This is a genomic window from Bradyrhizobium sp. NAS96.2 (assembly GCF_001908235.1).
In the GTDB taxonomy this organism is placed as follows: domain Bacteria; phylum Pseudomonadota; class Alphaproteobacteria; order Rhizobiales; family Xanthobacteraceae; genus Bradyrhizobium.
Genome location: NZ_LGHK01000022.1, coordinates 1 through 16,252, shown reverse-complemented (window position 1 = coordinate 16,252; position 16,252 = coordinate 1). Strand labels below are relative to the sequence as shown.

Annotated in this window: 14 protein-coding genes; 13 read left to right on the top strand and 1 reads right to left on the bottom strand. The window is 57.2% G+C overall.

Annotated features, from left to right (window positions below):
* Positions 1-308 precede the first annotated feature (308 nt).
* The 8 genes from AC628_RS05690 to AC628_RS05655 are packed head-to-tail and all read left to right on the top strand — an operon-like array spanning position 309 to position 9,021.
* Positions 309-1,691, top strand: a complete 1,383-nt coding sequence (locus AC628_RS05690; RefSeq protein WP_143201450.1) for an ABC transporter substrate-binding protein — start codon at positions 309-311, stop codon at positions 1,689-1,691.
* A gap of 53 nt (positions 1,692-1,744) precedes the next feature.
* The gene (locus AC628_RS05685; protein ID WP_074125760.1) at positions 1,745-2,701 is read left to right on the top strand and encodes a carbohydrate ABC transporter permease; all 957 of its coding nucleotides are present in this window, start codon (positions 1,745-1,747) and stop codon (positions 2,699-2,701) included.
* Positions 2,702-2,712: 11 nt separating this feature from the next.
* Complete coding sequence (locus AC628_RS05680; RefSeq protein WP_074125759.1) at positions 2,713-3,573, top strand: carbohydrate ABC transporter permease; 861 nt, start codon at positions 2,713-2,715, stop codon at positions 3,571-3,573.
* Positions 3,570-4,511, top strand: coding sequence for a ribokinase (locus tag AC628_RS05675; protein WP_074125758.1), 942 nt, complete (start codon positions 3,570-3,572; stop codon positions 4,509-4,511). The genes AC628_RS05680 and AC628_RS05675 overlap by 4 nt, the downstream gene beginning before the upstream one ends.
* On the top strand, positions 4,508-5,281 hold the full coding sequence (locus AC628_RS05670; protein ID WP_074125757.1) for an SDR family NAD(P)-dependent oxidoreductase: 774 nt from the start codon (positions 4,508-4,510) through the stop codon (positions 5,279-5,281). Before AC628_RS05675 ends, AC628_RS05670 begins: the two co-directional genes overlap by 4 nt.
* Positions 5,274-6,101 carry an HAD-IIA family hydrolase gene (locus tag AC628_RS05665; protein ID WP_074125756.1) on the top strand — a complete coding sequence of 276 codons (828 nt, stop codon included), beginning with the start codon at positions 5,274-5,276 and terminating at the stop codon, positions 6,099-6,101. The genes AC628_RS05670 and AC628_RS05665 overlap by 8 nt, the downstream gene beginning before the upstream one ends.
* A complete protein-coding gene (locus AC628_RS05660) occupies positions 6,101-7,213 on the top strand; it encodes an ABC transporter ATP-binding protein (RefSeq protein WP_074125826.1) in 1,113 nt (370 codons plus the stop codon). Before AC628_RS05665 ends, AC628_RS05660 begins: the two co-directional genes overlap by 1 nt.
* Before the next feature lie 32 nt (positions 7,214-7,245).
* Positions 7,246-9,021, top strand: a complete 1,776-nt coding sequence (locus tag AC628_RS05655; RefSeq protein WP_074125827.1) for a phosphoenolpyruvate hydrolase family protein — start codon at positions 7,246-7,248, stop codon at positions 9,019-9,021.
* Between the two features lie 7 nt (positions 9,022-9,028).
* Here the strand turns inward: AC628_RS05655 and AC628_RS05650 are convergent, their stop codons facing one another.
* On the bottom strand, positions 9,029-9,643 hold the full coding sequence (locus tag AC628_RS05650; protein WP_074125755.1) for a hypothetical protein: 615 nt from the start codon (positions 9,641-9,643) through the stop codon (positions 9,029-9,031).
* A gap of 571 nt (positions 9,644-10,214) precedes the next feature.
* Here AC628_RS05650 and AC628_RS05645 point away from each other — a divergent pair.
* The 5 genes from AC628_RS05645 to AC628_RS05625 all read left to right on the top strand — a co-directional run.
* Complete coding sequence (locus AC628_RS05645; protein ID WP_074125754.1) at positions 10,215-10,595, top strand: nuclear transport factor 2 family protein; 381 nt, start codon at positions 10,215-10,217, stop codon at positions 10,593-10,595.
* 629 nt (positions 10,596-11,224) lie between these two features.
* Positions 11,225-12,739 carry an amidase gene (locus tag AC628_RS05640; protein ID WP_074125753.1) on the top strand — a complete coding sequence of 505 codons (1,515 nt, stop codon included), beginning with the start codon at positions 11,225-11,227 and terminating at the stop codon, positions 12,737-12,739.
* Between the two features lie 206 nt (positions 12,740-12,945).
* Positions 12,946-14,121, top strand: a complete 1,176-nt coding sequence (locus tag AC628_RS05635; protein ID WP_074125752.1) for a sugar ABC transporter substrate-binding protein — start codon at positions 12,946-12,948, stop codon at positions 14,119-14,121.
* Positions 14,122-14,242: 121 nt separating this feature from the next.
* Positions 14,243-15,151, top strand: coding sequence for an ABC transporter permease (locus AC628_RS05630; RefSeq protein ID WP_168193307.1), 909 nt, complete (start codon positions 14,243-14,245; stop codon positions 15,149-15,151).
* Positions 15,148-16,252 (top strand): ATP-binding cassette domain-containing protein (locus AC628_RS05625; RefSeq protein WP_074125750.1); only part of this gene is annotated, 1,105 nt, incomplete at its 3' end. The genes AC628_RS05630 and AC628_RS05625, both read left to right, overlap by 4 nt.

The window sequence follows — 16,252 nt, the reverse complement described above, 5'->3', positions numbered from 1 at the left end:
TGCCTGCAGCCAATAGGCGCGGACGTTCAATCGCATCGGCCGCTCGACATCGTGCACCTGGCGAAAGAGACACCGGATATCTAGCGCCCGTCCCAGCAGTTTGTTGGAGCGGTCTGGCTTGAGCAACGCTTGCTCCAAACTGCGATCGCATTCTGATTTACAGATTATTCCAGTTACCCAATCTTACCCAATCGGAATGTGAAATGCCGCTTACGCCCGGATAATGAGGATTAGCCTTCCGATACTGCGACCTCTGAAAAGAGGAGGGGCGCGTGGTTTATGGGCCAAAGAGCCTTTCGGAGGGAATCATGCCAAGGAAGGTTGCCGCTTCTCGCGGTCATTCCGCTAGTTTTACCAGAAGAGTTCTGATCTGCTCCGCGCTCTTGACCGGAACGGCCGCGGCGTTGAACCAAGCCAAGGCGGATGATGTCAACTGGCGCCAGTTTGAAGGCACGTCGATCGTCTGGGCCTACGACATTCATCCGTATGCCGACGCGGTCGCAGCCCAACTGCCGGAATTCGAGAAGCTCACCGGCATCAAGGTGACGCCAGAACTTTATCCGGACGATGCCTATTGGAACAAGCTGACGATCCAACTCAGCACAAAATCGCCGAGCTGGGACGTTGTGGGTACCGGCATTCAGCCCGCGTGGGATCTCGCACCTGGCCAGTTGCTTGAGCCGCTCGACCGCTACCTGAGCGATCCGAAACTGACGGCAGTTGGCTACGACTACAAGGATTTCTTCCCTGCATTGCGCGATGCGCTGACCTGGAAGGTCAAGGAAGGGCAGATTGAACCGGGAAGCGGCCAGGTGTGGGCTGTCCCGCACGGCTTTGAGAATATCCAGCTGTTCTACCGCAAGGACATTCTCGACAAATACGGCCTCAAGGTCCCAACCACCCCGCCGGAGATGTCCGCCGCCTGCGAAAAGCTGAAGGCTGCGGACCCCGCGATCACGCCTTTGGGCGTGCGTGGTGTACGATTTTGGAGCAGCATCCACACGGCAGCGATCTCGATTGCAAAATCCTATGGCGTGCATGATTTCATCGTCAAGGACGGCAAGCTGGACACGGGCCTCGACTCGCCCGAGTCGATGGCGTTCCACACGGACTATGTGGACATGATCAAGAAGTGCGCGGCTCCGTCCTTTGCCAACGACAACTGGTACCAAGTGGTCGACGGCATCAATTCGGGACGAACGGCGATGGCGATCGATTCCAATATGTTCGGCTTTTGGAACGACGTCGCCGGCAAGCCTGCTTCGGGGAAGATCGCATTCGCGCCTCCGCTGCACGCTCCTAACAAGGATTTCGAATCCAATATCTGGATCTGGTCTCTTGCGATCAATGCCGCCTCCCGGAAGAAGGGGGCAGCCTGGCTGTTCATCCAATGGGCAACGTCAAAGCAAGTCGAGCTGAACGGCGCAGTCGCCGGCAAGCTCGTCAACTCTCCGCGAGCCTCTACCTGGAGCGACAAGGCCTGGCTCGAATACGCGGCAAAGCCGGAGTTCAGCAACTTCGTCGACACGTTCAAGACCGTCCAGGACAGGGCGCAACTGGCCTTTACAGCTCGTGTCGGCTTTGCCGAAGCGATGAACGCCTGGGCCGTGGCCATGCAAAAAATGGTCAATGGAGCTGACGTGAAGGCCACGCTGGCTGATCTTGCCTCCGAAATCCGCTCGTCCATGTGAAGCGGCCCGGGGGAGCATCAACGCCGCCGCCTTTGCATTTAGAGAATGGTGAGATGGATTTTCAAAGATCCGATGCAATCGTGACGCTCCAGTCCTCGACCGGTCAGCTTGCCTCGTCCAAAGATGAGGCGGTCACCGTGGAGTCCCGGCTTGACTGGTGGAGCATCGCCGCACTCGCTCCCGCCATCACCATACTTCTTGGCTTTCTTTTGCTATTTTTCTATGGCGTCTTTCAGTCGCTAACGGATCTCAAGTTCGGCCGGCCGCAGGTCCACTTCATTGGCCTCGACAACTACGCAGCGCTGATCAAAACAGGCGATTTTTGGAACAGCGTTCGTGCCACCCTCGTCTACGCTGGATCGGCGGTACTTGCGCAGGCTGTATTCGGACTCGTACTTGCGAAGCTGTTCGCAACCGAAGTCATCCTTGCGCGTGTGATGCGGCCCGTCATTCTCCTGCCACTCGTCCTGCCTCCAATGAGCGTTGCGCTGATGTGGACAACGATGATGGACCCGCAGAACGGCATCATGAACTACCTGCTGTCCCTTGCAGGAATTGGCCGTTTTGCTTGGATCTCGGATCCAAACACCGCGATGTTCTCGCTGGTCGTCATTGACGTCTGGACGTATACGCCATTCTTTGCGCTCATCACCTTCGCTGGCCTTCAGGGGATCAATGAAGAGGTGAGAGAGGCCGCGCGAGTCAACGGCGCGAAGGCGTGGGCAACCTTCTGGCACATCGAGTTGCCGCTCATTGCTCCATATATTTTGATTGCCGCAGTGTTTCGGCTGATCGAATCCCTCAATCAGTTCGACATCATCTTCGGGACAACGCAAGGCGGGCCCGGAAACAGCACCTCCGTGCTTTCGGTGCGCGCTTATATTACCGCGTTCCAGAATCTCGCCTTTGGGCGTGGTGCCGCACTTATGGTCGTCAATTGGATGATTGTGCTGATCGGAACGGTTGCCATGGTGAAGCTGTGGCGCTTCGTTCGTCAGCGGGTCAGCTAAGGAGCCAACGTATGCGAATCAAACGCACGACCTCCACCAATTTGATCCTCAACCTGTTTGTCGGCATTTGCGCATTGATCCTGGTCTTTCCACTTGCCTGGATCGTGATCATGTCGCTGAAGCAGCAGGCTGAGGTCATGACGTGGCCGCCAACCGTCCTGTTCGTGCCGACACTGGAGAACTTTCGGGTGTTGTTTGATGTCGCGCAGGCAGGAGCGACCAGCTATGGCACCATCAAAGTCGACTTCCTGACGCCGATCGCGAACAGCGTCGTCATCGCGCTCGGCTCCGTCATCATCTCTCTGCTCTTTGGCGTGCCTGCCGGCTACGTCCTAGCGCGGCGAGACATACCCCTCAAGGAAGACATTGCCTTTTTCATTCTTGGATTTCGCTTCGCCCCGGTACTGCTGGTCGTCATCCCGCTCTTCAGCATCTTCCAGGCCATTGGACTGTATGACACCTATGTCGGCATGATCTGGGTCTACCAGGTCGTCACATTGCCGATGATCGTGTGGCTGAGTCGCTCCTATATAGAAGACATCCCGAAAGACATCGAGGAGGCGGCTGCCATGGATGGGGCCAAACCCGTTCGGGTCGTGTTGCACATCGTGCTGCCTCTTTTGAAGCCGGGTCTGATCGGGGCCTCGTTGCTCATCTTTTTGCTTGCGTGGCACAACTTCGCCTTGGGACTGATCCTCAGCTCGACCAAGGCGCCGGTCACCGTCGCGCTTCTCAAGCTGCTCAACCCGGGCGTCCAGTTCTACCCTGTCATGGCGGCGGGGCTGGTTGTGACGATGATCATTCCCGTCATTCTGATCGTGATCGGCCAGCGTCACCTTGAACGTGGCCTTACCTTCGGTGCCGTAAAATGACTGCCAGGCCATTGATGTTCTTCGGAACGACGAATCTCGATTTCTGCTTCAATGTCGAGCGGCTTCCCATCCCGGGTGAGAGCCTGATGGGCACATTGACCCGCCACGCGGGCGGTAAGGGCGCCAATCAGGCCGTTGCCGCTGCCCGACTTGGGCTCAAGACCCATTTCTACACGCGTCTTGGCGATGATGATGTTGGTCGCTCCCTGCTCCAGTCGCTGCGAGAGGCCGGCGTTTGCACGGAGGCAATCGGGATCGCGCCAGGGGAAGTCTCGGGTTCGGCGCTGGTCATGGTCGGAGACGATGGCTCCAACATGATCGTCATAGATCCTGGTGCCAATCTGAATGTGACGGCGGACATGGTCCAGAGCGCGGCCGAATTCATCGAGCCCGACGCAATCGTCGTCGCTGAAATGGGTTTGCCGATCCCAGCGCTCAACCGGCTCTTCGAGATCAAGGCCGACAAGAGCTTCGAGCTCATTTTCAACCCCGCCCCGGTGAGGCCGGGGCTTTCATCGAAAGCGTGGAGAAGCGTTGATTTCGTCACGCCGAACCAGAGGGAAACTTTCGAGCTAACAGGAATCGAAGTCACTGACTTCGATAGTGCCGCGCACGCGGCCGTGAGGCTTCTTGATCTCGGGCCAGCTGCCGCGCTGATCACCCTGGGTGCAAAAGGAGCTTATTATGCCGATGCAAAGCGCTCTTTTGCCCTGCCTGCCTTTCCGGTCAAGGTCGTTGATACCACGGCCGCCGGAGATGCTTTCAACGGTGCTTTCGCGGCGTCGCTTGCCCAAGGGCTGCCTTTAAGGGATGCGGTGAAGAGAGCGCTGGCCGTAGCGGCACTGTGCGTGACGCGGCGCGGAGCTCAAAGCTCCATGCCGACCGCGGAGGCGGTTGACGAGTTTCTGAAGTCTCAAGCGATCGTGGAGTTGGAATGAGCGAACATCAGTTTTCAGTCTCGGATAGAACGGTACTTGTGACCGGGGCCGGTGGGGGTATCGGCTCCGCCATTGTGAATGCATTTCGGGCGGGAGGGGCAAACGTCCTTGCTACCGATGCTAACCTTGAAAGCCTTAGAGACACACTGGCAAGCCTGCGTTTTGGCAATGGTGTATTGCCGATGGCGATGGACGTCGCGCGCGAGGAAGATGTTGCCAGAGTCCTCGACGAAGTTGCCACGCGGTTTGGCCGGCTCGACGTGCTGGTCAATAATGCCGGTATTAAGTCTGCTCAGCCGCTCCTGAACGGCAGTGCGGAGAAGATTGAGCGAACCATCCAGATCAACTCGGTCGCCGTCCTGCGCTGCTCCAAACTGGCGATCGAGCGCTTCATGAAGGCGAAGGGCGGGCGCATCGTCAATGTCGGCTCCTCGCTGTCCTCGCAGGGGGCAGTCTTCAACTACCAGGCCGGCGGTGCCGATTATTGCTTGTCGAAAGCGATCGTTCACGACGTCACCAAGCTGCTCGCCTACGAATGCGCGCCCCTCAAGATCAATGTGAACGCAATCGCGCCAGGTATCATCGATACGCCGATGCATGGGCGTCCACGTGAGGAGACCGAGGCGCGCCACAGCGGCCGCATCCCTTTGGGCCGGGTAGGCGTGCCGGATGATATCGCGGGGCTAGCCGTATTCCTCGCAAGTCCGGCAGCCTCCTACATGACCGGGCAGATCGTCCACGTGAACGGCGGGATGCTGATGAATGGCTAACGCAGGTGCATTCCTCAACTGGCCGCCGGTCGAAGGCATCATCTCGGATCTCGATGGCGTCGCCTATCGCGGAAACGATGCGATTGTCGATGCCATCCAGGCATTTGCAGCTTGGCAAGCGGCCGGTGTGCCGTTGTGCTTCGTGACGAACAACTCCACCCATACGCCGGAGGATATTGTTCGCAAACTCGAGAGTTTTGGGCTTTGCATCGCACCGAAAGACGTGGTCACGAGCGCCATTACGGCCGCCGAACTCATCCGCACGAGATACCCGGACTTCATGCGCGTGTTTGTCATCGGCGCGCCATCTCTTGTCAGGGCTGTAACCGGGATGGGGTTCGAAGTGACCGATCGAAAGCCCCAAGCTGTGGTCATGGGGCTCGACCGTCAGATCACCCATGAAAAGATGCGGATTGCAGCCGACGCCATCCTGAATGGAGCAGCATTCATCGGCACCAACCCCGACCTCCTCTTGCCGACAGCAGGTGGATTCGAGCCAGGGGCGGGAGCTACGATCACCGCTGTGGCTGCTGCTACGAAGGTTGAGCCTCTCATTGTCGGTAAGCCCGAGCCGCACATGATCGAAACCGCAATCGCGCGCCTTGGGACCGCGCGCAGCGCCACGATGATGATCGGAGACCAGATTGCGACGGATATTCAGGCTGGCAAGCGAGCTGGTCTTCCGACCGTGCTGGTCACGACCGGCGTGCCGCCCGCAGATGATCCATCCTTGACGCCGCCTGATTTCATCGTGTCCAGCCTGGCAGAGATTGGAATGTGGCCGGCGCTGGCTGGACGCCTGCGAGAGAGGAGAGGCTGATGGCTCATGTTCGTTTGGAAGACGTCAATAAGGCCTATGGGACCATCCCGATCTTGCGTAATATTGACCTGGCCATCGATCATGGCGAATTCGTCGTTTTTGTCGGACCATCCGGCTCGGGCAAGTCGACACTGCTGCGAATGATCGGAGGCCTGGAGCGTATCAGTGGCGGGCGGCTCTTGATCGACAACAAAGTCGTCAACGACGTTGATGCGGCTGACAGAAACCTTGGCATGGTGTTTCAGAGCTACGCACTTTATCCGCACATGACTGTGCGCGAAAACCTTGCGTTCCCTCTGCGTATGGCCAAAGTAGCGAGAGCCAGGATTGATATCAGAGTCGCGGAGATCGCATCGCTGCTGCAGATCGCTCACCTGCTCGACCGCAAACCTCGACAACTCTCGGGCGGGCAGAGGCAGCGTGTGGCGATTGGACGTGCCATTATGCGCGAGCCCAAAGTGTTCCTGTTCGACGAGCCGCTGTCGAACCTGGATACTGATTTGCGGGTCCAGATGCGGGTGCAGATTGCCAAGCTGCACAAGCAGCTTGGAAACACCATGATCTATGTCACCCACGACCAGGTCGAGGCAATGACGATGGCCGACAAGATCGTCGTGCTCAAGGACGGCAATATCGAGCAAGTAGGAAGCCCTCACGATCTCTATCATAATCCGGCATCTCGGTTCGTGGCCGGGTTCATCGGCTCGCCAAAAATGAATTTTCTCAACGGCCACATCGAGGCGGCGCATGATGCGGGCGTGGACGTCAAGCTCGACGCGGGCGCGCGCGTCTCCGTCCCGGTCCATTCGGATGAATTGCTCGTCGGCAAGCCGATCACACTCGGAATTCGTCCGGATGATTTCTCCCGATCCGCAGCAGAAAAGACCGACATCGGAATTGAGCTCGACGTCGATTTCGTCGAGCATCTTGGCAGCGTCACCTACATCTACGGCCGTGCAGGCAGGGAATCCGTGGTGGCAAAGGCGCCCAAGCCCGAGCCGCCCAAGGGGGCCGGCAAGGTTCGTCTTGCGGCTTCGCCGGCAGACTGCCACCTCTTCATGACGAACGGAAGGGCGCTGCGGCGGTTGCATGCGCCGGCAAATTGGAGCTAGCCTTCAGACCTGCCCTGCAGGAGGCGGGCGGCATGCACACGCGGGCGGACCAGGTAAGGGGCGGCGGGATCAAGCAGTTCTTCCGGAACTCCCGTTCTTTTGTGCTCGGGGCGGGAATTGGATCGGGCATGACCGCGAGAGCCGCCGAGCGCGCCGGCGCGGATTTCGTGCTTGCGCTCAATGCCGGCCGTTTTCGAGCCATGGGAGGCTCTTCGCCGGCCTCAATTCTTCCAATCCGAAACACCAACGAATTCGTTGCCGGCTTCGGTCGAACCGAGATCTTGCCCAGCACGAAATTGCCGGTGTTTTTCGGGGCTTGTACTTTCGATCCACAGCTCGATATCGACCGCTTCCTCGATCGAATCATCAGATGGGGATTTTCCGGGGTCACGAACTTCCCCTCGGTAATCCACATCGATGACTACAGGCGGTCGTTGCTTGAGAACAGCGGTCTTGGCTACGAGAGGGAAATCGATCTTTTGGTGAAGGCCGCAAAACGTGGCCTGATGACCATCGCCTATACGCGGACCCAGTCTGAAGCAAGGCGCATGGTCGAAGCCGGTGCTGAGGCCATCTGCATCAACTTCAATCTCAACCGGGGCGTCGAAAGCGGATGCGACCCGTCGATCAGCTTGTCGGAGCTCGCCGCGCGCACGAGCGCCGTTGCGCGCGTGGCTCAATCTATCGACCGAAACGCGATCTGCTTGCTTGGCGGCGGACCGATCACGAAACCTGATGAACTCTTGGATATCTGCCGCGAAACAGGCATCCAGGGCTTCATTGGCGGTTCTTCACTGGACCGCGTTCCACTGGAGATGTCGGTCCTTGAGGTCACCTCGGGCTTCAAAACCATTCACGTGTTGCGGGAGAAGGTCGACCTCCTCGAGCGTCAACTCCAGCTGAGCGGATTCAGGCACGGCGTCATTGCGCAGTCCTCAATCATGAAGCGCGTCCTCGAGGCTGCAAAGCGGCTGGCTGCTAATCCCAATCCTGTTCTTGTTTGGGGCGAGGCAGGATCAGGCAAACGAAGGGTGGCCAGTCTGGTTCATGCCTTTAGTGATCGCAAGCACGTGAAAGCAGTGCTTTTCAATTGCCGCTCGGGACCGGCAATGGATACCATCGGGGCGCTGTTTGGAGCCGAGCGTGATGAGAACAGGAGACGCCAACTGTCGCTGCTGGAATCGGCAAGCGATACTGCCATCTTGCTGTTGCATGTCGACCAGCTCTCGCGGGACGGGCAGGAGCGACTTGCTGATTATATTGAGACTGGCAGTTACACGCCCCTCAATGGCGCATCTGTTGCGCGGTCGAGCGCCCGGATCATTGCGACCGCAACCGTGGCTCGCGGCGCGGGTCTAGAAAGTGTTTTAAGTCCGCGACTTCTCGCCTCGTTCGCAGGCCTCGATATAGAGCTTCCCGCCCTGCCAAACCGGCTCGAGGACCTCCCGCAGCTGATTCAGCATTTTACGATGGAGGCCAAAGGCGATTCGAACGCGCAAATGCTTGCAATAGAAAAATCCGCGTTCTTGGCGCTTGCTGGCCATCATTGGCCCGGCAATCTTCGAGAATTGCGCCAGATCGTCAACCAACTTGTGACGTTGAAAGACACACATATAGTCGCTGATGTCCTCAAGCCGCTTTTAAACGCGGCGTTACCCACCCGGCCCACAGCGGCATTCTCCGAGCGAGAGTGGATCATCGACGGCTTGAAACGAAACAGGCTCCATCGTGGAAAGACTGCTCGTTCTCTGGGGCTTTCAAGGAAGACGCTCTACAACAAAATCAAGAAGCTGCGGATCCTGGAGTAGCCTATCCTCACTTGCCGCGCACAGGTCGTTTTGAAGCCGTGGAATGCAAAAGCGAGAACCTCGGTATCGACGATCCCTGTTGGTCAAGGCTGACCATCTCCATTTCGTCGCAAATCCTCAGCGCAAGAGCCTGCTCGGGCGAATACACAATACCTTCGAGATGCGAACCAAAGCGCCTCTCCACAGTTGTGATTTCACAATCCTCGGTGGCGGCGAACAAGATCTTGAACCCTAGGCTTGCGAACCATTCCATACGCCGCAGTTCGAGCTCCAGCCCTGTATTAACCGGCATGCCGGCCATAGGCCGCTCAATAATGGATGCAGGCGGGAAATTGACTACTCCGGAGATTCCCGCATCTTTCAGTAAGTCGGCGAAATCCTCCCAGCAGGCGAAGGGATCGATCATGACCAGTGCCGCGTAGATATGAATTGATGTTTGCCTGTCGAGCCTGCGCAAGTCCTGCAAAAGGCGGTCGTTCCAGTCGATGACGGGTAAGGTTGCCATTACAAGCATGGCGCCTTCGGGAAGACCCCGCAGGGACGGCGCGTAGATTTTCAAGTGCGCGCGGTCAACTGCGGCCGTTAGATGTGTGGCAAGCTTGCAGATGACCGTGGTCTTCACCGCTTCTACCCAATCCTACCCATCCGGACGTTTGGTCGATCTTATACCCCGTTTTAGCCCGGTCTAGACCATCTGTTGTTAGGGATGGTTAGGGAGGGGTCGGTGTCTCAGCATTGTACGGATGGCCATGAGGTGCTCCCGGATGGCAACTTGCCGGAGCTTGTGCCACGCGCAAATGTCTCGATCCGTGCGCAATCTGGCCGGCGTGACCGTTACCGACTGTCGGTTGAGGCCTCGCGAGCTGAAGCAGAAATCACCCTCTGCCTGCTGCCGCCGACACCGATAGGGATCTTGCCGCTGCCCTGTGACGCGAAAGCGGATCGGTCCTCACCGCAAGCGGGAATAGGGCAGTCCGAATAAGGTGCAAGCGCCAATGCGGTGAACCGTCTGGTAACGGCAGTCTTTCGATCCGCTGGCAGACCGGTCGTCTGCTTTCCTCCCTAGACTTAAGCCGCTGTTAGAGAAATCTGGCAGCGGTCTTTTTTTGAAGGTCACCAGCCGTCCCATTCATCGCAGTATGAGCCGGCACTAACGAACTGGCCCACTGTCGCTCCGAAAACAGGCGTTCACTGTGAACCACGACAAAGTCATGCACGATGTACGCGCTTTCCTGGAGCTTTGGGCGCAGACCTTCAACTCTCACAAGGAGCATCTGGTTTCGTTATACGCAGATGATGCGCTGCTTCACGGTACATCTAGTTCAACGCTCTATATGGGCCTCGAAGAAATACGCACCTACTTCCAGGGCGCTGCGATCGTAAAATTCGACAAATGGTATTGCGTCAGGCTGGTAATCGACATTGTTATGATAGTGGGAAAATACGTCTTCTCTCAAACGCGGGATGGTGAACATGTGACGACGCCGGCTCGCTTCACTTTTGTGCTGCGCCGCCAAGACGGCGCTTGGAAAATTTTGCACCATCATTCATCCGTCTCCCCCCCTTGCTCATAGTGTGGCTGGATCAACGTAGAACCTGCTTGGACGAGCCCTTGCGAGCTCGTACCGAAGCCGCTCTGACCGCGACGATGTCGACGCGACAAAAGCGGTCGTTTGGTGCACGTGTCACTTGTTTAGCACTCGGCCGAATTCCCGCGAACGGCTCTTGCCAGGTCCGGCCCCGGCGCCGCGCATTGCCAGTTCAGCAACGGCTGATCTTGCGCGGCCGGGCTGAGAAACTGATATGCCGGCGCCAACCTTTGCCGCAGGACCGTTGCGCCATCCTGCTTCTCTCGCTGCCAGGCATTCGCCGAGATGCCATCAGCCAGACGCGCTACCTAACGGCCGACCCCGGCTTGCATCTTGCTTGATCGGTCTCGAGATTGCGCGGCATCGGACGGCTGCTTGCCATCGTTACGCGTAGAACCCTGGGAGCGGTATGCCCGCGAAGTGCTCCTTCAAAGCGCCCTCAAGTATGCCATCCAGAGAGTTGTCGCGATCTTCCGCATCTTTCTTGGCCGACTTACCCAAACTTACCCAGTTCAGATGACGAGCCGTAGCTTCGACCAAACTGCACTCACTACTCTTGTTCGAATGAGCCACCGAAGAGTGGGTTCCACCTTCGGAAACGACAGGAGAGCCAAGTGTCAGTTGTCCCGCCCACACCAGCGCAGCTGCAAGCTGTTGCAGCGCAATGCGGCCTTTCACTTACCGACGCGGACATTGTCTCTTTCCGCGGCCTCATCGAGAAATCGCTTGAAGCCTACAAATACATTGAAGCCGTCCCCGACGAGTTGCCACCGGTGAAATATCCGCGCACCCCGGGCTATCAACCTCTACCCGAGGAAAACGTGCACGGCGCGTGGCACCGCAAGGCCAGGGTCGAGGGAGCGCCGAGCGGGAAACTCAAGGGCAAGTCCGTCGCCCTGAAAGATAACATCATGTTGGCCGGGGTGCCAATGATGAACGGTTCGGCGACGCTTCAGGGCTATCTACCGGACTACGATGCAACCATTGTTACGCGCATGCTTGACGCGGGAGCGCAGATCTCCGGCAAAGTGCATTGCGAGTACTTTTGCACATCGGGCGGCAGTCATACCAACGCGTTAGGACCGGTGCACAATCCGTACAAAATGGGCTACTCGGCGGGCGGGTCATCTTCCGGCTCCGGTGTTGTCGTTGCGCTGGGTGAAGTTGATATGGCGATTGGCGGCGATCAAGGTGGCTCCATACGCATGCCATCTTCCTTTTGCGGCGTCTACGGCATGAAGCCGACCTGGGGGCTCGTGCCTTATACAGGGATTATGCCCATGGAAATCGTCATCGATCACACGGGGCCGATGACCTCAACCGTGGCGGACAACGCCCTGCTATTGGAAGTGATAGCTGGAGACGATGGCTACGATCCACGCATCAAAGCCCCCATAGTCGGCGAATACACCAAGGCGCTTGGCTTAGGCGTGCGCGGAATGAGGATCGGCATTCTGAAGGAGGGCTTTGAGCAGGCAGGGGCGGAAGCTGCCGTAAATGAGAGCGTCCGGGAAGCGGCCAAGCGCTTCAAGGACCTCGGAGCTACTGTCGAGACAGTCTCGATTCCAATGCACCTGCGTGGCGCTGCGATCTGGACGCCCATCGGCATCGAAGGTGTTACCCAAACGATGATGTACGGCGATGGGTGCGGTATCAGCCGATCCGACCTTTATTCTCTGTCGCTCATGGACTGCCATCGAAGCTGGCGTCGCAAAGCGGATGCGCTGTCGGAAAACACCAAGTTGTTCCTACTGCTCGGCACGTACGTCAACAACACATACGGGCCACGCTATTATGGCAAAGCCATCAACGTCGCGCGTCGACTAACCGCGGCTTACGACAAGGCGCTTCAGAACTACGATGTCCTTCTGATGCCGACAACGCCGATGAAGGCAACGCAGCTTCCGCCCCACGATGTCAGCCGCGAAGAATCCATCGCGCGCTCGACCGAGATGTTCACCAACACCGCGCCGTTCAACATCACGCACCATCCGGCCATGTCGCTGCCCTGCGGGATGGTTGACGGCTTACCGGTCGGCCTCATGCTCATCGGGCGTCATTTTGAGGAAGCGACTATCTACAGGGCGGCACACGCATTCGAGTGCATCGGCGACTGGAAGAAGATGTAACCGCTTAGGAAATCGCCGTTTCAGCAGCGCAACTTGTGAATTCAGCGCTTCGGCGAGATGAACGTTCTGGCACTCGTCTGCAACGAAAACGCGCTTGCGTGCTTCAAGCCGGCTGGCTCGCGCAACTTAGCAAGAAGAAGACGGTCCCCCATGCCGTCCCACGTTAAAGGCGTCGATAGAGGATCAAACATGAGGAGGGTGAACACATGCGCAAGCTATCGACTTATCTCTTTGCAGCTGCCGCATCTCTGGGATTTGCGGGCGTTGCGAACGCTGAGGATGTTTTGTCCGAAGTGTCCACATTAGAGAACGAATATTTCAATAACTGGTCGCAAGGTGCTGAACAGGCTGCCAAAGCCTTAGGTCTGAACTATCGCATCCTTTCAGGCAAAGGTGATGCCGCGAAGCAAATCGAGATCTATGAGGCGCAGTTCGGTGCAGGCGTCAAAATTACGTTCGGCGAAAACCTTGTTGCAGCGAATATAAAGCCCATCGTTGAGATGGCGAAGAAGGCGGGCGCGGTGCACGTTGCTGTTTGGGAGTCGTTGCCTGGCTTCCATCCCTTGGACGCCGGTTCTGATAACTATGCCTTTGCGACGTTTTTTACGCCGGACGATGTCGATAACAGCTACAGAATTGCCAGATTGCTTTTTGACAAGATCGGCGGAAAGGGCAATGTCGTTCACATTACCGGCTTCCCCGGCGTCGATGCAGACATCTCCAGAACCGCCGGTTTCGAAAAAGCGCTAGCTGAATACCCGAACATCAAGCTCATCGCTCGCCAGCCGGGAAAATGGAATCAAGTGGACTCCCGTAAGGTCATGGAAGACCTGATAGTGGCACACGCCAAGATCGATGCTGTCTTCGGTCAAAATGACTCTATTGCACTGGGAGCAATGCAAGCTGTCGAAGACGCCGGCTTGCATATTCCGATCGTCGGCCTTGATGGTAATCGAGAAACGCTCAAACTGGTGAAGGAAGGCCGAATTCTTGCAACTATGGGTTTTACTCCGCAGTGGCAAGCCGGATTTGCGCTCGTGCGGGCTTACGACGTTGCGAAGGGGTTTAAGCCAAGTGCATGTGAACGCATGATGTACACCGGAGCGACCCTCATAACGGCGGGAAATGTGGATAAATACCAGTCGTTCCTCGCCGGCGAAAAGCTTCCTTTTGACTGGAGGAAAATGTCGCGGATTCTCCACCCCAACGATTGGGATGCTCAGAACTCGGTTTGGCCGATTGACGTCAAGACGTATTGGGGAAGTCGCTCGCCAGCTGGGTACAAGTTTCCCAAGGCTTACCAAGATGCCTTTGACGCCGGCTGTGTCAATCAATTGAGGGCGGAATATAACGATCACTACAAAGAGCACATCCCGGAGTGATTGTCTTTATGGCGCCTCTCTCTTGAGAAAGGCGCCATCGTTTATTCGTATTCGATGGGATCGCCCAATGCCGGGAGCATCGCTCACTAGCCGCAGAGATAGCGAGCCATGGCGGCGCGCCATGACAATTGTGGGTTTTACAATCGCATGCGTCGCTTTTGGCATCGCAGCCCCGTCTTTTTTTACCATGGCGAATATGAGGGCAATTGAGCTTTCCAGTTCTGTCCTCCTCATCGCATCCATCGGCGCAACCTTCGTGATCCTGATGGGCTCCATTGACCTCTCCATCGGTGCGATTGCGAGCTTCTGTGGCATGTTGGTTGCGCGGATGGCGCCAGACCTGGGATTATGGTCGATTCCCGTCGCTTGCTTCGTCGGGTTGGTGTTCGGTTTGATCAACGGGCTTGTGTACGTCTACCTCAGAATCCCTTCGATCTTGGTCACGCTTGGAACCGCAACGACACTTTCGGGCGCGGTGCTCTTCATTTCAGATGGCCGGTCCTTAACCGTATCGAGCCCCGCCGTCATCGATCTAGCCCAAGCTGCATTGATCAATCTGGTCCCCAATGCGGTCCTTATTTCGATGATGATTTTCGTCGTTGCGGTGTTCGTGGGCGATCGCACGCGCTTCGGACGAATGACGCTGGCTATCGGAAGCGACGAGCAAACGGCCGCCCTAATTGGGGTCAGAGTCAATACGATCAAGGTCCAGGCTTTTGCCTTGTCTGGCCTGCTTGGAGGCTTTGCCGGGGCGCTGTTGGCCGCGCGTCTTGGATCCGCCACTGTAACGATGGGGGGGTATATGACGCTTGATACGATCACTGCGGTGGTCGTAGGCGGGACCGCGATCACGGGAGGGATGGGCAACGTACGCTTAACGGTAATCGGCGTCCTTTTCATAACGACACTGTCTAACGGCATGAACATCCTTGCCCTGCCGCCTTATCTGCAAACAATCATTCAAGGGATCGTCATCCTGCTCGCTGTGCTTCTAAACACAAAGCGTGCGGGTGCGGAGGACGTGAAATGAGGGAGGGGCGCGCTTCCATCTTCTCGATGCGCAACGGATCGAAGCGCTTCAATGGCACATCCGTCATTGAGGGAATCGATCTCGACATCTTTCCGAACGAGATCGTGGGGATCGCTGGTGAAAACGGGGCCGGGAAGTCCACGACCCTCAAAATGATCGCCGGCATCTATCCCCCGAGCGCGGGAAGCATGACGCTCTTTGCCAAGAGCTTTAGGCCGCTAAGCTATACTCAGGCCGTTGAGGCCGGAATTTCAATGGTATTCCAGGAGCAGGCCCTTATTCCGAGTTTGGCCGTCTACGAGAATATCTTCCTCTCCTTGGAAGCCAATTTCAGCAATCGGGTGGGTATTGTCGACAGAAGCGCGATGATAGCCTTCAGCGAGAGACACCTGAAGGACCTCGAGCTCGACTACATCGATCCACGCCGCCGCACGGGTGACTACGCCTTTCACCATCGACAGATGATCGAGATCGTCAAGGCGTTCGCGCTGGCCGAGTACTTCCATATTGATCACCCGATCATCCTGCTTGATGAACCGACAGCGGCAATCGGTGAGCGAGAGGTACAGATTCTCTTTGAATCGATTCGGCGATTCCGTCACCGCGCATCATTCGTCCTCATCACCCACCGCCTTGCCGAATACGTAGCGCTCTGTGACCGCATCTATGTCTTTAAGGACGGCCGGAACGTAGGTGAGTTCGTAGGAGAACAGATCTCTGAACAAAGCCTCCATAAAGCGATGGTAGGACGGATTCGCGAAGATGAATACTACATGGAGAAGCGTCAGTTGAATCCCGTGGACGCGCCCCTTGCGGTCTCAGCTAAAGGCCTAAGCGGTCCTAACGTTAAGAATGTCAGCTTTGATATCCGAAGAGGTGAGATCCTTGGAATTGGCGGCCTGGTGGGATGCGGCAAGGAGGCTGTGGCCAGGGCGATCGTCGGATTCGATCCCTTCCCCTCGGCCGGCACCGTCGAAGTAAACGGCGAGATCCTGCCTCTACGCGGACGCGGAAAGGCTGCAATCATGCGCGGGGTTGGATTCGTTCCCAAGGAACGCAAGACTGAAGGCATCGTGCCTTATTTGTCAGTTCAAGCAAATA

Bases quoted from the DNA above. Each gene is read 5' to 3' on its own strand.
- AC628_RS05690 (WP_143201450.1), top strand. From the start codon at position 309: ATGCCAAGGAAGGTTGCCGCTTCTCGCGGTCATTCCGCTAGTTTTACC.
- AC628_RS05685 (WP_074125760.1), top strand. From the start codon at position 1,745: ATGGATTTTCAAAGATCCGATGCAATCGTGACGCTCCAGTCCTCGACC.
- AC628_RS05680 (WP_074125759.1), top strand. From the start codon at position 2,713: ATGCGAATCAAACGCACGACCTCCACCAATTTGATCCTCAACCTGTTT.
- AC628_RS05675 (WP_074125758.1), top strand. From the start codon at position 3,570: ATGACTGCCAGGCCATTGATGTTCTTCGGAACGACGAATCTCGATTTC.
- AC628_RS05670 (WP_074125757.1), top strand. From the start codon at position 4,508: ATGAGCGAACATCAGTTTTCAGTCTCGGATAGAACGGTACTTGTGACC.
- AC628_RS05665 (WP_074125756.1), top strand. From the start codon at position 5,274: ATGGCTAACGCAGGTGCATTCCTCAACTGGCCGCCGGTCGAAGGCATC.
- AC628_RS05660 (WP_074125826.1), top strand. From the start codon at position 6,101: ATGGCTCATGTTCGTTTGGAAGACGTCAATAAGGCCTATGGGACCATC.
- AC628_RS05655 (WP_074125827.1), top strand. From the start codon at position 7,246: ATGCACACGCGGGCGGACCAGGTAAGGGGCGGCGGGATCAAGCAGTTC.
- AC628_RS05635 (WP_074125752.1), top strand. From the start codon at position 12,946: ATGCGCAAGCTATCGACTTATCTCTTTGCAGCTGCCGCATCTCTGGGA.
- AC628_RS05630 (WP_168193307.1), top strand. From the start codon at position 14,243: ATGACAATTGTGGGTTTTACAATCGCATGCGTCGCTTTTGGCATCGCA.